Below are 14,598 nucleotides of genomic sequence, written 5' to 3'. Positions count from 1 at the left end.
GCACTGCTTGTGAGCCTGCTACGGCGAGCGCACACCCACCAAGTCCAAATCCGCCGAAAACGACCAATGTTATGTACGAGGCTTCATCGGGCCTCCCAACAATTAGACTTCCTAGTGTGATGACACAAACCAGGACCGACAGAGCGGAAGCCCCAAATTCGTGCGCTCGCCAAGATCTGAAACCTGGCCGCCCAACGGCGACGTTATAGGTCACTCCAAGAATCCCACTGGTTAGTCCGATATATCCGATTTGTAATCCAACGGAGTAGAGATCCGCCTCGCTGGGCCCCATCAATTGAAGAATCAGGAGGCCCAACGCTGAGCTAACCTGCGATATTAGCGTTAGCAGAACGGCTTGTCCGAATTTGTTAGTTAAACGCCGTATGCTAAAGCGAGCCTCATTTTGCGGCAGACCTTGCCGCGGGGTTTCGGGGGTCTCAATACTAGTCATTGAGCGAACGTATAAATTTGGCTGGCACCCCGGCATACAAAGCATTGTCATCACAATCAGCGGTGACCACCGACCCTGCTGCGATAACGGTGCCAGGCCCTATCGTGACACCCGGAAGTACCGTCACATTTGCTCCGAGCCAACAACCGCTCCCTATGACCACTGGCGAAGTTATCGCTTCAGCACCCCGCAGCGAAGGTCCGCCGATAACATGGCTGCTTGTGCAGATTGTGGCTCTTGGGCCGATCCTTGTCCCCTGACCGATAGAAACCCAATCGGACGTATCAATAAAGTGCTGATAACCGATGAAACTGTCGTAGCCGATACGCAATCGCCTACCCCCAATCCAGCCTTTAGATTCGATTATCGACTTTTCTACCCGGCCGTGGGAGAATCCATGAAGAAGCATCCAGCGGAAAGCCCCGGGAATTATTGGTGTAGACATTAGGGCATTCACCACGGCATCCCGCCACCAATTCGAAGCGAGCCGTTGAACTCTGAAGCCAAGATCTTTACTCACAGGTTCCCGCCAATTCTTCAGTTGCGACACGGCATACGGAGGCCCGGGTTAGCCATTCATCTGCAGCGATCCGCCCGTCCATGGATGGCAAATCAGCTAGTTCAAGGTCCATCGAACTGCTCCGCAGATTCTCAATAACTGCGCTGGCGAGAGCATCGACAGAAGTGGGCGCCTCGATGACGGAATGACCGTTCTCTTCGAGCCACCGGGCAAGGCCTGTTTCTTCGGAGGCCAATATCCGGCAATTGTGCGCCAAACCCTCGACGATGGAGAGTCCGATTTGTTCGCGCCATCTACCGTTCCGTTGCGACGGAAGCACAACGATTGCAGTGGCCCTGTACAACCCATGGACACGGGCCCTTGTTAATGTTCCGAGATACGAGATGGAGTGGTCGCCGTCCGCTGCTTTTTGGACGAGGGCTTCAAGCGGCCCCCCTCCTGCAATTTGCAACTGAGCAAGGGGGAAAGCATCGCGAACAATTGCCCACGCTCCGAGTAGAATATCAATTCCCTTACGCGGTTCCAACGCACCAACAAAAGAGACCGTTTGCTGGGAACGTACAACCTCGCCCTTCCCGCCACATGAGCAGGGCGACGGAAGTGCGGGAATTTCTACGGATTGGAATTTCAATTTAGCATTTGTCGATTCAATAACGCTGGAGTACGCATCTTCAGCGCCGCTAGAACCGAAGACCATACGATCGACGTTCTTCAAGTTTAGAAGACAGATTCGACTCGCGGCATACTTCCAGACTTGTTGCGGGAGCCAGGACAACCGCCGCGGCAAGGCACTAAAATCCGAATTGTCGATTGCATAAGTCACTATGCACGTAGCTTTAGACCGCATCGGTCGCATGATCCTGAGGGCCTTAACAAGGACCCAGGTATGTAGAGAGTAGTTGAACCACAACGGTTCCGGTATTTCGAGCACCCGGGGCGGCTTCCGCACTACGTGCGCTATTAGGCCGAGAAGACTCTTCTTGGCCACGCGGCCATCGGTCGGAAGCAACGCAGTATCAAAATCGTCTCTTCGCGAGAGGAAAAGTATCGATGATGGCGGCATCTCGGAAAGTCGTTCCAGATGCGCAGACCTTACCTCGGGATAAAAACGAACAATATCACCGGGGTCGTTTGAATGTTCATTCTGCATGCTTAGTAGCTGCCTTTCAGTTTTCTGCCTATCGACAATGTCGCGGGGACATGAGCCGACGATTGCGGTCTGGCGGTCAGGAGCAGCATCCACGTAAATAGAGGAACCAGAAGAGAGTTCGTGAGACCATCCGTGGGAACTAGCAGGGCGACGAGCAAGGCAAGCTTCAACAGATAAGACAGGCGCGAGGCCTGAATAAGACTGAACCAGAGCAGCGAAAAAGCAAGCAAGCCCAGCACGCCATACTCCACGGTTACCTTCATGAGAGTGGGGGTTGTAACACCTACGTCGAGACTTTCTACATAGGCCCGAGAAGAACCGGGTCCGATGCCCAACCAAGGCGAATTTTGGATCAGGTCTAGGACGTCTAGATAGGGACGATATATTCGCGAAGCAACACTTACTTGACCTGAGGTGTCGAGCGGGTTTTGCAGCGCCTTGCTAACGAAGGACAAAATTGGCGGGAAAGACGACGCGCCGGCTATGGCAGTTAGGACCACGGCGGCCATGACTCTTCGCCCGAGGGGCGTTCTTGACAGGGCGGCGATCAACAAGGGAACCAGGACGAGTCCTGAAGTTGCAACCGAACCAAGGAGGGCGACTAAGAAGACTGTCGTGACAATGATTTTTCTCTTTGTGCTTAATGAGAGCGTGCCACTCCAGCAGAGAACCAGACCGAATACTGCGAAGAGCGACATGAAAGATGCTTCAAGAAAAATCACACCATTTGCCCTATACCAGGACCCGCCCCAAACTACAGGATAGGTGGAGTTAAAACCGGGAAGTGCCATCCAAGACGGGAGGGCCGCCATTGGATCTATAAGGATGCCGAAGGCATAACTAGAGACAAACTGGATTATAGCCGCACAAGACGCACAGAACATGGTCCAGAAAATCGCAGTTATGAAGGCCCGCGCATCGAGATCGAGGTTCTGCAATGAATCAACGTTCATTGGGTTTTTTACTTGCCTACGGATTCCGACTGGCCTGGCCCCGGCTGGCATTAGTACGGCTGGAAGCCAAGCCGCAACAGCTAGGGAGAGACTGGCCGGAGACGTGTTGACAGGATGCAATAGCAATCCGATGGCGCCGATAACCACGACAACAAGAATGAGAGCCAGCCTCATAGGCTGCACCGCCATCTCACCGGACACAAAGAATCCGAAGGCCAAGACGACCAACGCGAGCACCATCACCGGAACGGAGCCCTCACCGATCGTTAGCCCAAGCCGCTGAAAGAGAAGAACGCTTACACCGATCAGGAAGAAATGAGAATCGGTTGGGCGTGTCATCACATTTCCTAAGTGAGAATCGCCGGGCCTTTGAAACCTTGTCAACTTAGCTTCTCCTCGCTGCCACTCTGCATCCCGCAATACCTGCGGCACCAACCGTTAGCGAAGTCCGCTGGCAAGAAACGACGGCAGTTCCGACGTCGGAAAGATTTGTTTCGACTCACCAAAGTCAAAGTCTTGGCTACACACCGACCGCAACAGGTTAAGTAGCGATGCCGAGTCATCGTACGACTGAATCAAGGCGTGCTCGTCCAATACATCCGCAATCGAACTATGGACAAGAATGGGCCGGTTTGCCGTCAGAGCATCCACTAGCTTATTGGGAACACCACTGCCTGAGACGTTTGGAATGAAAACTAGCGTGTTGCCAGCATAGACATCCTTCATCTCCTTTGCCCAACCCAACGAAGTAGCACCCGGAATTTCCGGCGGCTTTCCTTTTCCATATAAATGAAGCTGGACGCCTGGGTGTTCGGCGTGAAATATGCCCCACGCTTCTGCAAGCATTCCGAGGCCTCTGTCGTTGTGGAAGGCTTCATAATCCGCGGACACCACTAGCCTTTGAATGGGTCCTACGACCACAGGCAGAGGTAGTGCTTCGTGTAGTTCGGCGGGCGCCGCGGGGCCGATTACAAAGATTCCGGAACCCCGAGATATGAATCGATCAGCTTTGGCGTCACGTTCGGAGATATAGCTAGAGAGAACCAGACGGCCAACCGTGGCTTGCATAACCACTCCCAGCAGAGCAGGAGTAACTAGACCGAAACTTCCAGACATGCGAGATTTAGATTGAAGTACCCAGCTATCACAGACGTCATAAACAACTGTTCGTTTCAATAGAGAACTGAAACGTAAATATGTTGAAAGAGCGAGCATGTGAACAGCGCCAAGGCCGAGAACAATAACTATCGAAGTTCGCGGGATTTGATTGCTCAACGCCCGAGCACCACGAAGTACTTTCACCAGCCGTTCGGTTCTGCTGAGCCCAACATCTGCTTCGGGTAGAACCGAAATCTCTACACGCTTCAAGCCGTGGGAATCAAGCCAGGAGGAGATATGCTCGAACCTCCGTCGAATCCCGGGGGGCGCTACACTTGGAGGTATCTCTGATATCACATAGACCGTCATGTGTAAGTTCTCTTTGTCCGTCGAGAAGTGATTTTTTCCGGCCGCTGACCCATTTCCCCGCGCCAGCTGTCCAACAGTCCGCGAAGAGCCCAGATTATTTCATCCGGCCTTCTTTCCGTTAGGCGCCGATAAGAGTCTTTGGGAAGGGCAATCAGCCAGGGCCAAGGCCGGAGCGCCGAACGATTTTTTCGCGTGAAATACGTCAAATTGCGATATTTGTAATACAGCGTGTAGTTACCAGGCTCTTGGCTCGCTCGGGCACAAGGAACAACCATGACCTCTTTCCCGGAAGAGCGTAGTCGCCATTGCAAATCGACTTCTTCTACATATAGGAAATATGCATCGTCAAATGCCCCAACCTTGAGACAATCACTCACTCTGAGGAGGGTGCAGGCACCGTCAATCCAGTCGACCGAGTACGGCGAGCAACTTGCAGACAGCTCAGCGAGTAGCCTTCCCTGTGTGGGATGCAGTGTGCGGCCGAAGGCCGTGATAACACCGCCGGATGAAAAGACAACCTCCGGCTTGGAGACATAGGTCAACACGGGGCCGGCAACGGCACAAGTGGTCTCGTCACTCATATGTTTTACTAAGTGTTCGGCAGCGTCGGCGTCTAACAGCGCGTCCTGCGTTAGCAATAAGAGGTATGGAATGTCGGCCTCCCCGCACGCATGCAGGAGCGCATTAGCAGCCGGACCATAGCCGACGTTGCCGTTCATCACCAACAGCTGTGTGCCAGTACTCAGGGAGTCTCCAAGGAGGGCGTCAAGCTCACGATCTCCCGAGTTATCCGCAACAAAAATAGCGGTGGGCGGTAACGACCACGAAGAGATAGCAGTGATCAAACTGCGCACACTCGCTGGATCTTTATAATGTACAATGCCGACGGCATAGCTATTGGAGCCCCTCATGTTCCCCCACTCCCCAAATAAAATCGTGACCCAGATCTGGCTCAGCGTACAAGATTGCGGCAACAATCCGTGTGGCTAGATACACACACTTGTGTTCCCGCATCTCACGGCTGACTTGCTTGAATTCTATGGGAGGTACGAGGCCAAAGACGTTGAGTCGGTAGCAGGCCACCCAGGGTGTCCGCCGAAGAGAGCCGCAGTCGGATATTGTTACGCCGTGAACTCTTCAGCAATACGTGTGTGCATCCTCGGCCTTCACTTTAGCCCCGAGCCGTCCGGTAATGCACCTTACACCACGAGCCTTGCCAAAGGTCTGCAATCCGCCGGGTTCGAAGTCGGGGTCATAACAGGCTATCCGCATTATCCCGAGTGGAAGACGCGAGAAGGGTATGGAGGATGGGCCCGCAAGGAACGCATTTTTGGGGTACCGATTGAGCGACTGCGTCACTTCGTTCCGGGCAAGCCCACGGGCCTAAGCCGGCTCCATATGGAACTCAGCTTTGGGCTTAGGCTTCTGTTCGCCCGCTGGCGAAACCCTGAGGTTGTTTTGCTTGTCAGTCCCGCTCTTTTCTCCACCGCACTCGCTGTCTTCCGGGCAAAGCTCACTCCGCGTCGACCGGCCATAGTGATCTGGGTGCAGGATATTTATAGTCGAGGCTTGGTGGAAACCGGTGGGGCGGCCGGAGTCTCCGCAAGAGTCGCGGCATGGATTGAGGGCCGCATACTAGGCGCTGCCGACGAGGTCGTTGTTATACACGAACGCTTTCGGGAGTTTTTGGTCGACGGTTTAGGACTTAATCCCTCGACGGTAGCGGTTATCAGGAACTGGACTCATCTACCACCAGCCCCGTCAGAAGGACAAGCCGAATTCCGTAGCGCTGTCGGCTGGAAGGACAGCGACTTCATCGTCCTCCATGCTGGAAACATGGGCAAGAAACAGGGCCTGGAAAATGTCCTTCAGGCTGCTCAGCACGCACAGGACAAAGGGAGCCCCGTCAAGTTCGTTTTGCTGGGGGACGGAAACCAGCGCACAAGGCTGGAGGAACTTGCAGCAGGTATGTCGCACGTATCGTTTATGAATTCGCTATCAGATAGTGATTTTCAGCTGGCACTTACTTCGGCCGATGCTTTGCTGGTCAACGAACTACCTGGCGTCAAGGACATGTCGGTGCCGAGCAAGCTAACTTCCTATTTCAATGCTGCCAAACCTGTCATCGCCGCAACAGACCCGGGAAGCGTTACTGCGTTCGAAATGGCTCTTTCGAAAGGCGGTCTGCGTGTAGACGCAGCGAGCCCGGAGGACTTGCTAGCCGCTGCAGAGACCCTCCGGCGGGAGCCGGAAAAGGCAACTGAAATGGGTCGTCACGGACTCAACTACCGGAAAGCAACATTGTCCGAGGATGCTGCAATCGCCCACTATGATGGTCTCATCACGAGTCTGGCGACGTCGCGCAGCCGCTAGGCTGCGCGACTCTTTTTTCAACCGGGGGGCACTATGACTAAGCGCGCGCTGATTACAGGTATCACAGGACAAGACGGGTCATACCTCGCCGAGCTCCTACTCTCTAAGGGTTACGAAGTTCACGGGCTAATCCGAAGAGCTTCGACATTTAACACAGCCAGAGTCGATCACCTTTATGTTGATCCTCACGATCCCAGAGCGAAGCTGTTTCTGCACTATGGCGATCTAAGTGATGGGGCGCGAATGGTCACTCTCTTGGCCGAAATTCAGCCTCACGAGGTGTACAACTTGGCGGCGCAGTCACATGTGCGCGTTTCCTTCGATGAGCCAGAGCATACTGCCGATACGACTGGCGTGGGCACTATTCGGCTGCTGGAAGCAGTCCGGATGTCCGGAATTGAGACTCGGTTCTACCAAGCTTCTTCGTCGGAAATGTTCGGCGCCACACCTCCACCTCAAAACGAAGAGACGCCCTTCTACCCGCGCTCGCCGTATGGAGCTGCCAAGGTATACAGCTATTGGATAACCAAAAATTATCGAGAAGCGTATGGTATGTTCGCCGTAAATGGCATCCTTTTCAATCACGAGTCGCCCCGCCGCGGAGAAACATTCGTCACACGTAAGATCACTCGAGCCGTAGCAGCTATTAAGGCAGGCAAACAGGATCTCCTCTACATGGGTAACCTGGATGCAGTTCGAGACTGGGGCTACGCAGCCGAATACGTGGAAGGCATGTGGCGAATGCTTCAAGCCGACGAGCCTGAGGATTTCGTGCTCGCTACAGGTGGGAACTACACGGTTAAGGATTTCCTTCAGATCTCCTTCGAGCATGTCGGCCTAAATTGGGAGAACCACGTTCGATTCGACGAGCGTTACCTACGTCCAACCGAGGTCGACGCGTTGGTTGGTGACGCTTCCAAGGCTCACGCTAAGTTGGGCTGGAAGGCGACGGTACACACCCCAGAGTTGGCGCGAATCATGGTAGACGCTGACATTGAAGCTCTCAAACATGCTGGCAATAGCTGGATTGATACGGTAGACCTGGAGAGCTGGAGGAACTGACGCGTGCACACCGATTTTATTCCGGGCCCATTGGATCGTTCATCAACATTTTATGTGGCCGGTCATCGAGGTTTAGTGGGTTCAGCCATACGGCGCCATTTGGAGTCGGAGGGGTTCTCGAATGTCTTAGGTCGCACGTCATCCGAACTTGACCTTAAAAATCGGGCCGACGTTTTCTCCTTTTTTGAAGCCACTGAGCCTCGGTATGTAGTCTTAGCTGCTGCCAAGGTCGGCGGCATTCTCGCAAACAACACTTTCCCCGTTGACTTCCTCACAGAAAACCTGCAAATCCAAGTTAATGTAATGGATGCAGCCCGGGAACACGGTGTGGAACGACTTCTGTTCCTTGGGTCATCGTGCATCTATCCAAAGTTCGCTCAGCAACCTATCCGAGAAGACTCTTTGCTGACGGGACATCTGGAACCAACGAATGACGCGTATGCCATAGCAAAAATCGCTGGCATTATGCATGTGCAAGCCGTTCGACGCCAGTTCGGGCTCCCATGGATTTCGGCGATGCCCACTAATCTCTACGGGCCAGGGGATAATTTTTCACCAGAAGGCTCTCATGTCCTGCCAGCGCTGATTCGCCGTTACGATGAAGCAGCTTCTGTAGGACGTACTAGTGTCACCAACTGGGGGTCAGGTTCTCCCAGGCGAGAATTTCTTCACGTTGACGATATGGCTTCCGCGTGTCTTCATCTCCTTGAAAATTACGATGGTGCAGCACAGGTGAATGTAGGTACCGGTACAGACGTCACCATCAAGGAGTTGGCTGAGCTGGTCGCGCGCACGGTGGGCTACGAGGGCGATATTATCTGGGATACAACGAAGCCTGACGGTACACCGCAAAAGCTTCTTGATGTTTCTAAACTTTCGCACGCGGGATGGAAAGCCTCTATCGGTCTTAAAGAAGGCATAGAAGACACCGTTGAGTGGTATCGCGCAAACGTCAACCGCGTGAGATCTTGAAAGATTCTGTCTGGGGGACGTTTGTGGCGTTGAAAGAAAAAATCGGACCTTTGTCAGTACAGCATGGAACCGACTGGCGAACTAAATACTCTGGTCGGCTGAAGCTGATTGATGCCGGCGTAATTGTCTGGGCCGTGGCTGGCGCGTATGGTGTCCGGTTCGGATTTTCAGACTTCAGTGACGGTCCGGCTAGAGACGTCGACTACTTAGCACTTTCTATCGTACTCGTTGTCGCCTGGTGGCTGATGCTCGCCATTTGGGGCAGCCGCGACGCAAGAGTTCTTGGATCGGGCTCAGAAGAATATAAAAGGGTTCTTGCCAGCTCAGCCTGGCTCTTTGGTTTCGTTGCTGTCATTTCTTATGCGCTACGTATCGATACTGCTCGGGGTTTCGTAGGACTGGCCTTTCCAGCTGGAGCCATGGGCTTGTTGGTAGCTCGCTGGCTGGTTCGGCAGCACCTAAGTCTCGAGCGAAGACAGGGCAAGAGTGTCTCAAAAGTGCTTATCCTGGGCGGGCCGCACTCAGCAGCTCATCTCGTTCGTTCACTAAGGAGTGCGCCGGCCGCTGGCTACTTTCCGGTGGCTGCACATCTGCCCGGGGCATCAGTAACTTTGTCGCACGTACCCGGCTCAACTGTTCCTATCACGGGGACCCAAAGCGACTTCGCCGCCATACTAAGTGTCATTCTTAGCGCTGATGTTGACGCAGTGGCTGTGTCGGCTGGAGTAAATCTTCACCCCACGGATCTTCGCAGGCTGGGCTGGGAACTCGCTGCGAGGGACATCGGCATGATTTTGGCTCCTGCGCTAACCGATATAGCAGGGCCTCGCATACATACCCAGCCAGTAGCGGGGCTACCCTTAATTCATGTCTCGACGCCTAAACTTACGGGGGGCAAGAAAGTCGCGAAGCGTACCTTTGACATTGTGGGCGCGGGATTATTGCTCGGGTTCCTATCCCCCATTTTTATTGTCGTGGCCATTCTTGTTCGCCTAACAGATCCGGGACCGGTGTTTTACCGGCAAGAACGAATAGGTATACGCGGCACTACATTCAGCATGTTGAAGTTTAGGTCCATGCGAGTTAATGCTGATGCTGAGCTCAAGGACCTGCTAGAACTGCAAGGGTCCTCGGATAAACCACTTTTTAAGATTGAAAACGATCCTCGCGTAACACCTTTGGGCAGAATTCTGAGGAAGTATTCCTTAGACGAGTTACCCCAACTCCTTAATGTCCTAGGCGGAAGCATGAGTCTCGTGGGGCCACGTCCACAACGCGAAGGCGAGGTCGCTCTGTACGATGACGCTGCCCACCGAAGGCTTTACGTGAGCCCGGGGATGAGTGGTCTGTGGCAAGTGAGTGGTCGGTCGAATTTAACCTGGGAGGAGAGCATTCGGCTCGACCTCTACTATGTAGAAAATTGGTCTCTCATGGGGGACGTTCTTATTCTCATCAAAACTTTCAAAGCAGTATTCGCAAGTACCGGCGCGATCTGACCAGGATCTGGTTGTAGCGTTATCGACCGGCGGGTCGCCATCCTGGTAGGGAGAATTATGCGCGTTTCAGTAATAGGTTGCGGCTACCTCGGCGCCGTCCATGCTGCATGCATGGCCAAGTTAGGTCACGACGTGGTTGGGATAGATGTGGACAATCGAAAGATATCCGAGCTGTCCGCCGCCCGGGCTCCGTTCTACGAACCAGGCTTGGAGGAGCTTCTTAGAGAGGTTCAGGAGACTGGCCGTCTCTCATTCACCACGGAGATGACAGCAGCTGCAGGTAGTGCTGTTCACTTTATTTGCGTGGGTACCCCTCAGAAAAAGGGCGAAAACGCGGCCGACATGACATTCGTCGATTCCGCAACACGGTCACTGCTGCCGTTCTTGGCACCGGGAGATGTAGTCGTTGGCAAGTCGACCGTACCGGTCGGCACTGCTGCTCGCCTGGCCGAACTGATAAAAGCTGCGAATCCAGAAGCTGAATTGCTGTGGAACCCAGAATTTCTCCGGGAGGGTCATGCCGTCTCTGACACGCTTCAACCCGACCGTTTCGTGTACGGTGTTACCGGCGGGTCCGAAGACCATCCCGCAGTTCGTATTCTTGACGAGGTTTATGCAACTCCCCTCGGGACCGGAACCACTCGCCTTGTCACAGACTTACCGACCGCCGAACTCGTGAAGGCTGCTGCGAATTCCTTCTTGGCGACAAAGATCTCATTCATTAATGCTATGGCAGAGGTGTGCGAGGCCGCTGGGGCAGACGTTACTCTTTTAGCGGACGCTATCGGCATGGACGACAGGATCGGCAGGAAGTTCCTGAATGCAGGAATTGGATTCGGCGGCGGCTGTCTTCCAAAAGATATACGGGCTTTCATGGCTAGAGCCGGCGAGCTCGGGGCCGATCAAGCATTAACCTTCCTTCGGGAAGTCGACGCTATAAACATGCGGCGACGAACACGCGTCGTTGAACTTGCACGCGAGCTCTGCGACGGTTCGCTCATGGGCAAACGGATCACAGTTCTGGGTGCAGCATTTAAACCTCAAAGTGACGATGTACGGGACTCCCCTGCGCTAAGCATTGCAGCGCAGTTGCAGCTTCAGGGCGCCGTAGTGACCGTGACGGACCCACAAGCTCTCTCGAATGCAGCGCGACGATTCCCGGAACTCCACTATGAGGAGTCAACAGAACTTGCCCTGGAACGCGCAGACGCTCTTCTTTTGCTGACGGAATGGTCAGAGTACAGAGACTTGGATCCTTACGATGCGGCTGCTCTTGTGTCCACTCCTAAAATCCTAGATGGACGAAATGTGCTTGATGCCGTCAAGTGGAGGGCCGCTGGTTGGGCTTACCGAGGGCTGGGGCGTCCTTGAACGCCCTGGTTTCCGACGAGACTGGAGATGCTGGCAGGCCTTCGGCACCGGACTCACGAAAACGGAGCCGGCGCGTCTTGAAGCTGTCGATCATCTTCGCCCTACTGGGAGCGTTGTGCCTGTGCTGGGCAGCCTGGATAGCCATCAAGGCAACTGCCATCCGTGATGATCTGGGGCAGGCGGCTCATCTTGCTGAAAAACTGAGGGAGGAAGTAGCAGCCTCCGATTCGGGAAGCGCCACGCGAACTGTGTTCGAGATGCGCAAGCACACTATTGCGGCCAAACAAGCTGCAGACGACCCGCTATGGACCCTGGCTTCTGGCCTTCCGTGGGCGGGCCCAAATTTCAGCGCAGTGGCGGAAGTGGCAAGGGCCGCCGACGATGTTGTTGGGCTGGCCCTAGAACCGCTTGCCGATGTCTACGAAAAGCTCGACTGGGGCACCCTACTCCCCAGCACCACGGGAACTGACTTAGGACCACTCAGCTCAGCAGCGCCAAGTGTTTCGTCAGCGGCCTACGCAGTACGGATATCCTCTGATCGGTTGACTCAGATAGACACTGACCGTCTTGTCCCCCAGATTTCCCAACCATTGGCAGAAGCTGCGGAGCAACTACAGCAAGCTACCGGGGCCCTAAATGCCGCTGCGGATGCATCGAGACTAATGCCACTGATGCTTGGAGCGGAGGAACCGAGAGACTATCTACTGATCATTCAGAACAACGCCGAGTCGCGAGCTTCAGGCGGCATCCCGGGAGCGCTCGCTGTCCTCAACCTGGACAAGGGCAAGATGACCCTCGGTGCTCAAAGCACCGCGACCGACCTCGGCGTCATGCAGCCGAGTCTTCCCGTCGAACGCGAGCAGCAGCAGATTTACTCAGGCCGGCTGGGCAAATTTATGCAGGACATTAACTTGACTCCAGACTTCCCGACGGCTGCCAGCACTGCCCAGGCTATGTGGGAACGGAAGACGGGGCAACGTGTTCACGGCGTGGTCTCGATAGACCCTGTGGCTTTGGGCTACATCTTGGACGCCGCTGGCCCTGCCAAAATCAATGATCCGGAAGTCCTTCGCCTTGCCGGAAATAAGTTACCGACGGAGCTCACCGGAGATAATGTCGTCTCTACCCTGCTTTCCGCCGTTTACGCCAACATCGAGGAGCCTGAGCGCCAGGACGCTTACTTCGCCGGAGTGGCAAGTGAAATTTTTGCGACTCTTTCGAACGGCAAGAGCAACGCCTCAGAGCTCACTAAAGGTCTAACTCGCGGGGCGGAAGAAGGACGCGTCTTGGTTTGGTCAGGTGCTGAAGCCGAGCAGTCCCTGATATCCAAGTACGCTTTGAGCGGCTCAATCTCGGGACCAAGCGTTTCGCCAGCCCAGTTCGGTGTTTACTTCAACGACGGCACCGGTGCGAAAATGGACTACTACACCAAGCGCACTGTGCAACTGATCAAGGGGTGCCCTCACGACGGCTATGAGGAAACGACAGTCCGAATCACGAGCACGAATACCGCCCCCGGGGACGCCGCCACCTCGTTGCCCCCGTACGTCACCGGCGATGGACTGTTCGGAGTGCCCCCGGGGTCCGTACAGACAAATTTGGTGGCATACGGACCCGCCCAAGCACACGTAGAGGCAGCGAAGCTGGACGGGCAGAAAACCGAGTTTGCTCCCTACTTCCATGGCAACAGACCTGTAGGGGTGCTTGCCATACGGCTAGCACCTGGTGAGAGCAAAACCGTCGATTTCACCTTTGGCAAGATCGTTCAGCACACCGAACCTAACGTGGTTGTCACGCCGACTGTGCAGGATGTAAAGGACGTGACACTGCCCACAGAAACCGCTGCCTGCGGCTAGAAAAGCGGCCAGCGCGTTAACACTATGTAAACCGACTGGATTGACATTGCTCACAAACACGGGCAGATGGTAGCGTCTCTCTTGGGATCATTATCCGTAGTTCCGCATAGGTCTCGTGTGGAGAGGAAAATTTCCTCACAATCGGGTACACCAAAAACTTAAACGTCTCCGGGGGGACACTCATGAAGAAAACACTCGCAGCACTCGCACTCGCTGGCTCACTCGCCCTTATTGGCTCACCGGCCGTAGCCGCAGAATACCCGGCACTTCCGCCGCAGGCCGCTGTTTCTGACGGCGTTGTTGGCCCGGGCGAAAGCTTCGTGTTCCGCGGCCAGGGCTTCCTTGCCGGCGAACCGCTCATCATCCGCGTAACGCCCGGCCAGCCGCCGGCAGCAAGCGGTGCCAACATCGCTGGTAGCCGTTCAGTAGCCACCAAGATCCCCGTGTTCCTGGCACCGCAGGAACTCAGCGCCACCGCCGACGCCCAGGGCGCCTTCGCCCTCCCGATCTCCATCAGCGAAGCCGGCACCTACAGCCTGACCGCTGAAGGCACTCAGTCCGGCGTCGTAGTTGGCCCCGTCACGGTTACCGTGGCAGCTTCCTTGGCCAACACCGGTGGCAACGCCGGCGGCGCTCCCCTGGCCAGCACCGGTGGTGCAGGCCTGGCCAACACCGGCGCTGACTCCGGCCTGGTCCTCTGGACCCTGGTGGGCGCAGGCGCACTGGCTGCCGGCGCAACCTCGGTAGTGGTTGTTCGTCGCCGCGCCAAGGCTGAGGTAGCTGCATAACTGCAACACCTATAACCACCGAAGAAGGTGGGTGTACTCCGGAAACGGAGAACACCCACCTTCTTCGTTTAACGTCTCAACACCCAGAGCCGCCAATCGGGCGGCCGGGCTGTGGTATCAATATGAGCTATGGGGAGAC

Annotated in this window: 12 protein-coding genes; 7 read left to right on the top strand and 5 right to left on the bottom strand. The window is 55.1% G+C overall.

Annotated elements, in window-relative coordinates; genetic code table 11:
• Nucleotides 1-443 precede the first annotated feature (443 nt).
• The 5 genes from NFU08_RS20845 to NFU08_RS10690 form a co-directional block, all read right to left on the bottom strand.
• A complete protein-coding gene (locus NFU08_RS20845; RefSeq protein WP_285835591.1) occupies nucleotides 444-860 on the bottom strand; it encodes an acyltransferase in 417 nt (138 codons plus the stop codon).
• 103 nt (nucleotides 861-963) lie between these two features.
• Nucleotides 964-2,121: a glycosyltransferase family 4 protein gene (locus tag NFU08_RS10705; protein ID WP_251423034.1), complete on the bottom strand. Its 1,158-nt coding sequence runs from the start codon at nucleotides 2,119-2,121 to the stop codon at nucleotides 964-966.
• A 2-nt stretch (nucleotides 2,122-2,123) separates the two neighbouring features.
• Complete coding sequence (locus NFU08_RS10700; protein ID WP_251423031.1) at nucleotides 2,124-3,413, bottom strand: hypothetical protein; 1,290 nt, start codon at nucleotides 3,411-3,413, stop codon at nucleotides 2,124-2,126.
• A gap of 99 nt (nucleotides 3,414-3,512) precedes the next feature.
• Complete coding sequence (locus NFU08_RS10695; RefSeq protein WP_251423029.1) at nucleotides 3,513-4,442, bottom strand: glycosyltransferase family 4 protein; 930 nt, start codon at nucleotides 4,440-4,442, stop codon at nucleotides 3,513-3,515.
• Between the two features lie 95 nt (nucleotides 4,443-4,537).
• The gene (locus tag NFU08_RS10690) at nucleotides 4,538-5,452 is read right to left on the bottom strand and encodes a glycosyltransferase family 2 protein (RefSeq protein WP_251423026.1); all 915 of its coding nucleotides are present in this window, start codon (nucleotides 5,450-5,452) and stop codon (nucleotides 4,538-4,540) included.
• Between the two features lie 217 nt (nucleotides 5,453-5,669).
• Here NFU08_RS10690 and NFU08_RS10685 point away from each other — a divergent pair, with 217 nt between their 5' ends.
• From NFU08_RS10685 to NFU08_RS10655, 7 genes are all read left to right on the top strand, one after another.
• Entirely contained in the window at nucleotides 5,670-6,914 is a 1,245-nt protein-coding gene (locus tag NFU08_RS10685) for a glycosyltransferase family 4 protein (protein WP_251423023.1), read from the top strand.
• 33 nt (nucleotides 6,915-6,947) lie between these two features.
• Nucleotides 6,948-7,976, top strand: coding sequence for a GDP-mannose 4,6-dehydratase (gene gmd / locus NFU08_RS10680; protein ID WP_251423021.1), 1,029 nt, complete (start codon nucleotides 6,948-6,950; stop codon nucleotides 7,974-7,976).
• Nucleotides 7,977-7,979: 3 nt separating this feature from the next.
• The gene (locus tag NFU08_RS10675) at nucleotides 7,980-8,948 is read left to right on the top strand and encodes a GDP-L-fucose synthase (RefSeq protein WP_251423018.1); all 969 of its coding nucleotides are present in this window, start codon (nucleotides 7,980-7,982) and stop codon (nucleotides 8,946-8,948) included.
• Between the two features lie 107 nt (nucleotides 8,949-9,055).
• The gene (locus tag NFU08_RS10670; protein WP_251423166.1) at nucleotides 9,056-10,444 is read left to right on the top strand and encodes a sugar transferase; all 1,389 of its coding nucleotides are present in this window, start codon (nucleotides 9,056-9,058) and stop codon (nucleotides 10,442-10,444) included.
• A gap of 57 nt (nucleotides 10,445-10,501) precedes the next feature.
• Nucleotides 10,502-11,815 carry a UDP-glucose/GDP-mannose dehydrogenase family protein gene (locus tag NFU08_RS10665; RefSeq protein ID WP_251423015.1) on the top strand — a complete coding sequence of 438 codons (1,314 nt, stop codon included), beginning with the start codon at nucleotides 10,502-10,504 and terminating at the stop codon, nucleotides 11,813-11,815.
• A 77-nt stretch (nucleotides 11,816-11,892) separates the two neighbouring features.
• On the top strand, nucleotides 11,893-13,671 hold the full coding sequence (locus tag NFU08_RS10660; protein WP_251423013.1) for a DUF4012 domain-containing protein: 1,779 nt from the start codon (nucleotides 11,893-11,895) through the stop codon (nucleotides 13,669-13,671).
• Between the two features lie 182 nt (nucleotides 13,672-13,853).
• A complete protein-coding gene (locus NFU08_RS10655; RefSeq protein WP_251423010.1) occupies nucleotides 13,854-14,459 on the top strand; it encodes an LPXTG cell wall anchor domain-containing protein in 606 nt (201 codons plus the stop codon).
• The last annotated feature ends 139 nt before the right edge of the window (nucleotides 14,460-14,598 follow it).

Source organism: Pseudarthrobacter sp. NCCP-2145 (assembly GCF_023708005.1).
GTDB lineage: Bacteria > Actinomycetota > Actinomycetes > Actinomycetales > Micrococcaceae > Arthrobacter > Arthrobacter oxydans.
Note: the sequence above shows the minus strand (reverse complement) of the source record. Positions and strands in the feature narration are given on the sequence as shown.

Bases quoted from the DNA above. Each gene is read 5' to 3' on its own strand.
- NFU08_RS20845 (WP_285835591.1), bottom strand. From the start codon at position 860: ATGCTTCTTCATGGATTCTCCCACGGCCGGGTAGAAAAGTCGATAATC.
- NFU08_RS10705 (WP_251423034.1), bottom strand. From the start codon at position 2,121: ATGCAGAATGAACATTCAAACGACCCCGGTGATATTGTTCGTTTTTAT.
- NFU08_RS10700 (WP_251423031.1), bottom strand. From the start codon at position 3,413: ATGACACGCCCAACCGATTCTCATTTCTTCCTGATCGGTGTAAGCGTT.
- NFU08_RS10690 (WP_251423026.1), bottom strand. From the start codon at position 5,452: ATGAGGGGCTCCAATAGCTATGCCGTCGGCATTGTACATTATAAAGAT.
- gmd (WP_251423021.1), top strand. From the start codon at position 6,948: ATGACTAAGCGCGCGCTGATTACAGGTATCACAGGACAAGACGGGTCA.
- NFU08_RS10665 (WP_251423015.1), top strand. From the start codon at position 10,502: ATGCGCGTTTCAGTAATAGGTTGCGGCTACCTCGGCGCCGTCCATGCT.
- NFU08_RS10655 (WP_251423010.1), top strand. From the start codon at position 13,854: ATGAAGAAAACACTCGCAGCACTCGCACTCGCTGGCTCACTCGCCCTT.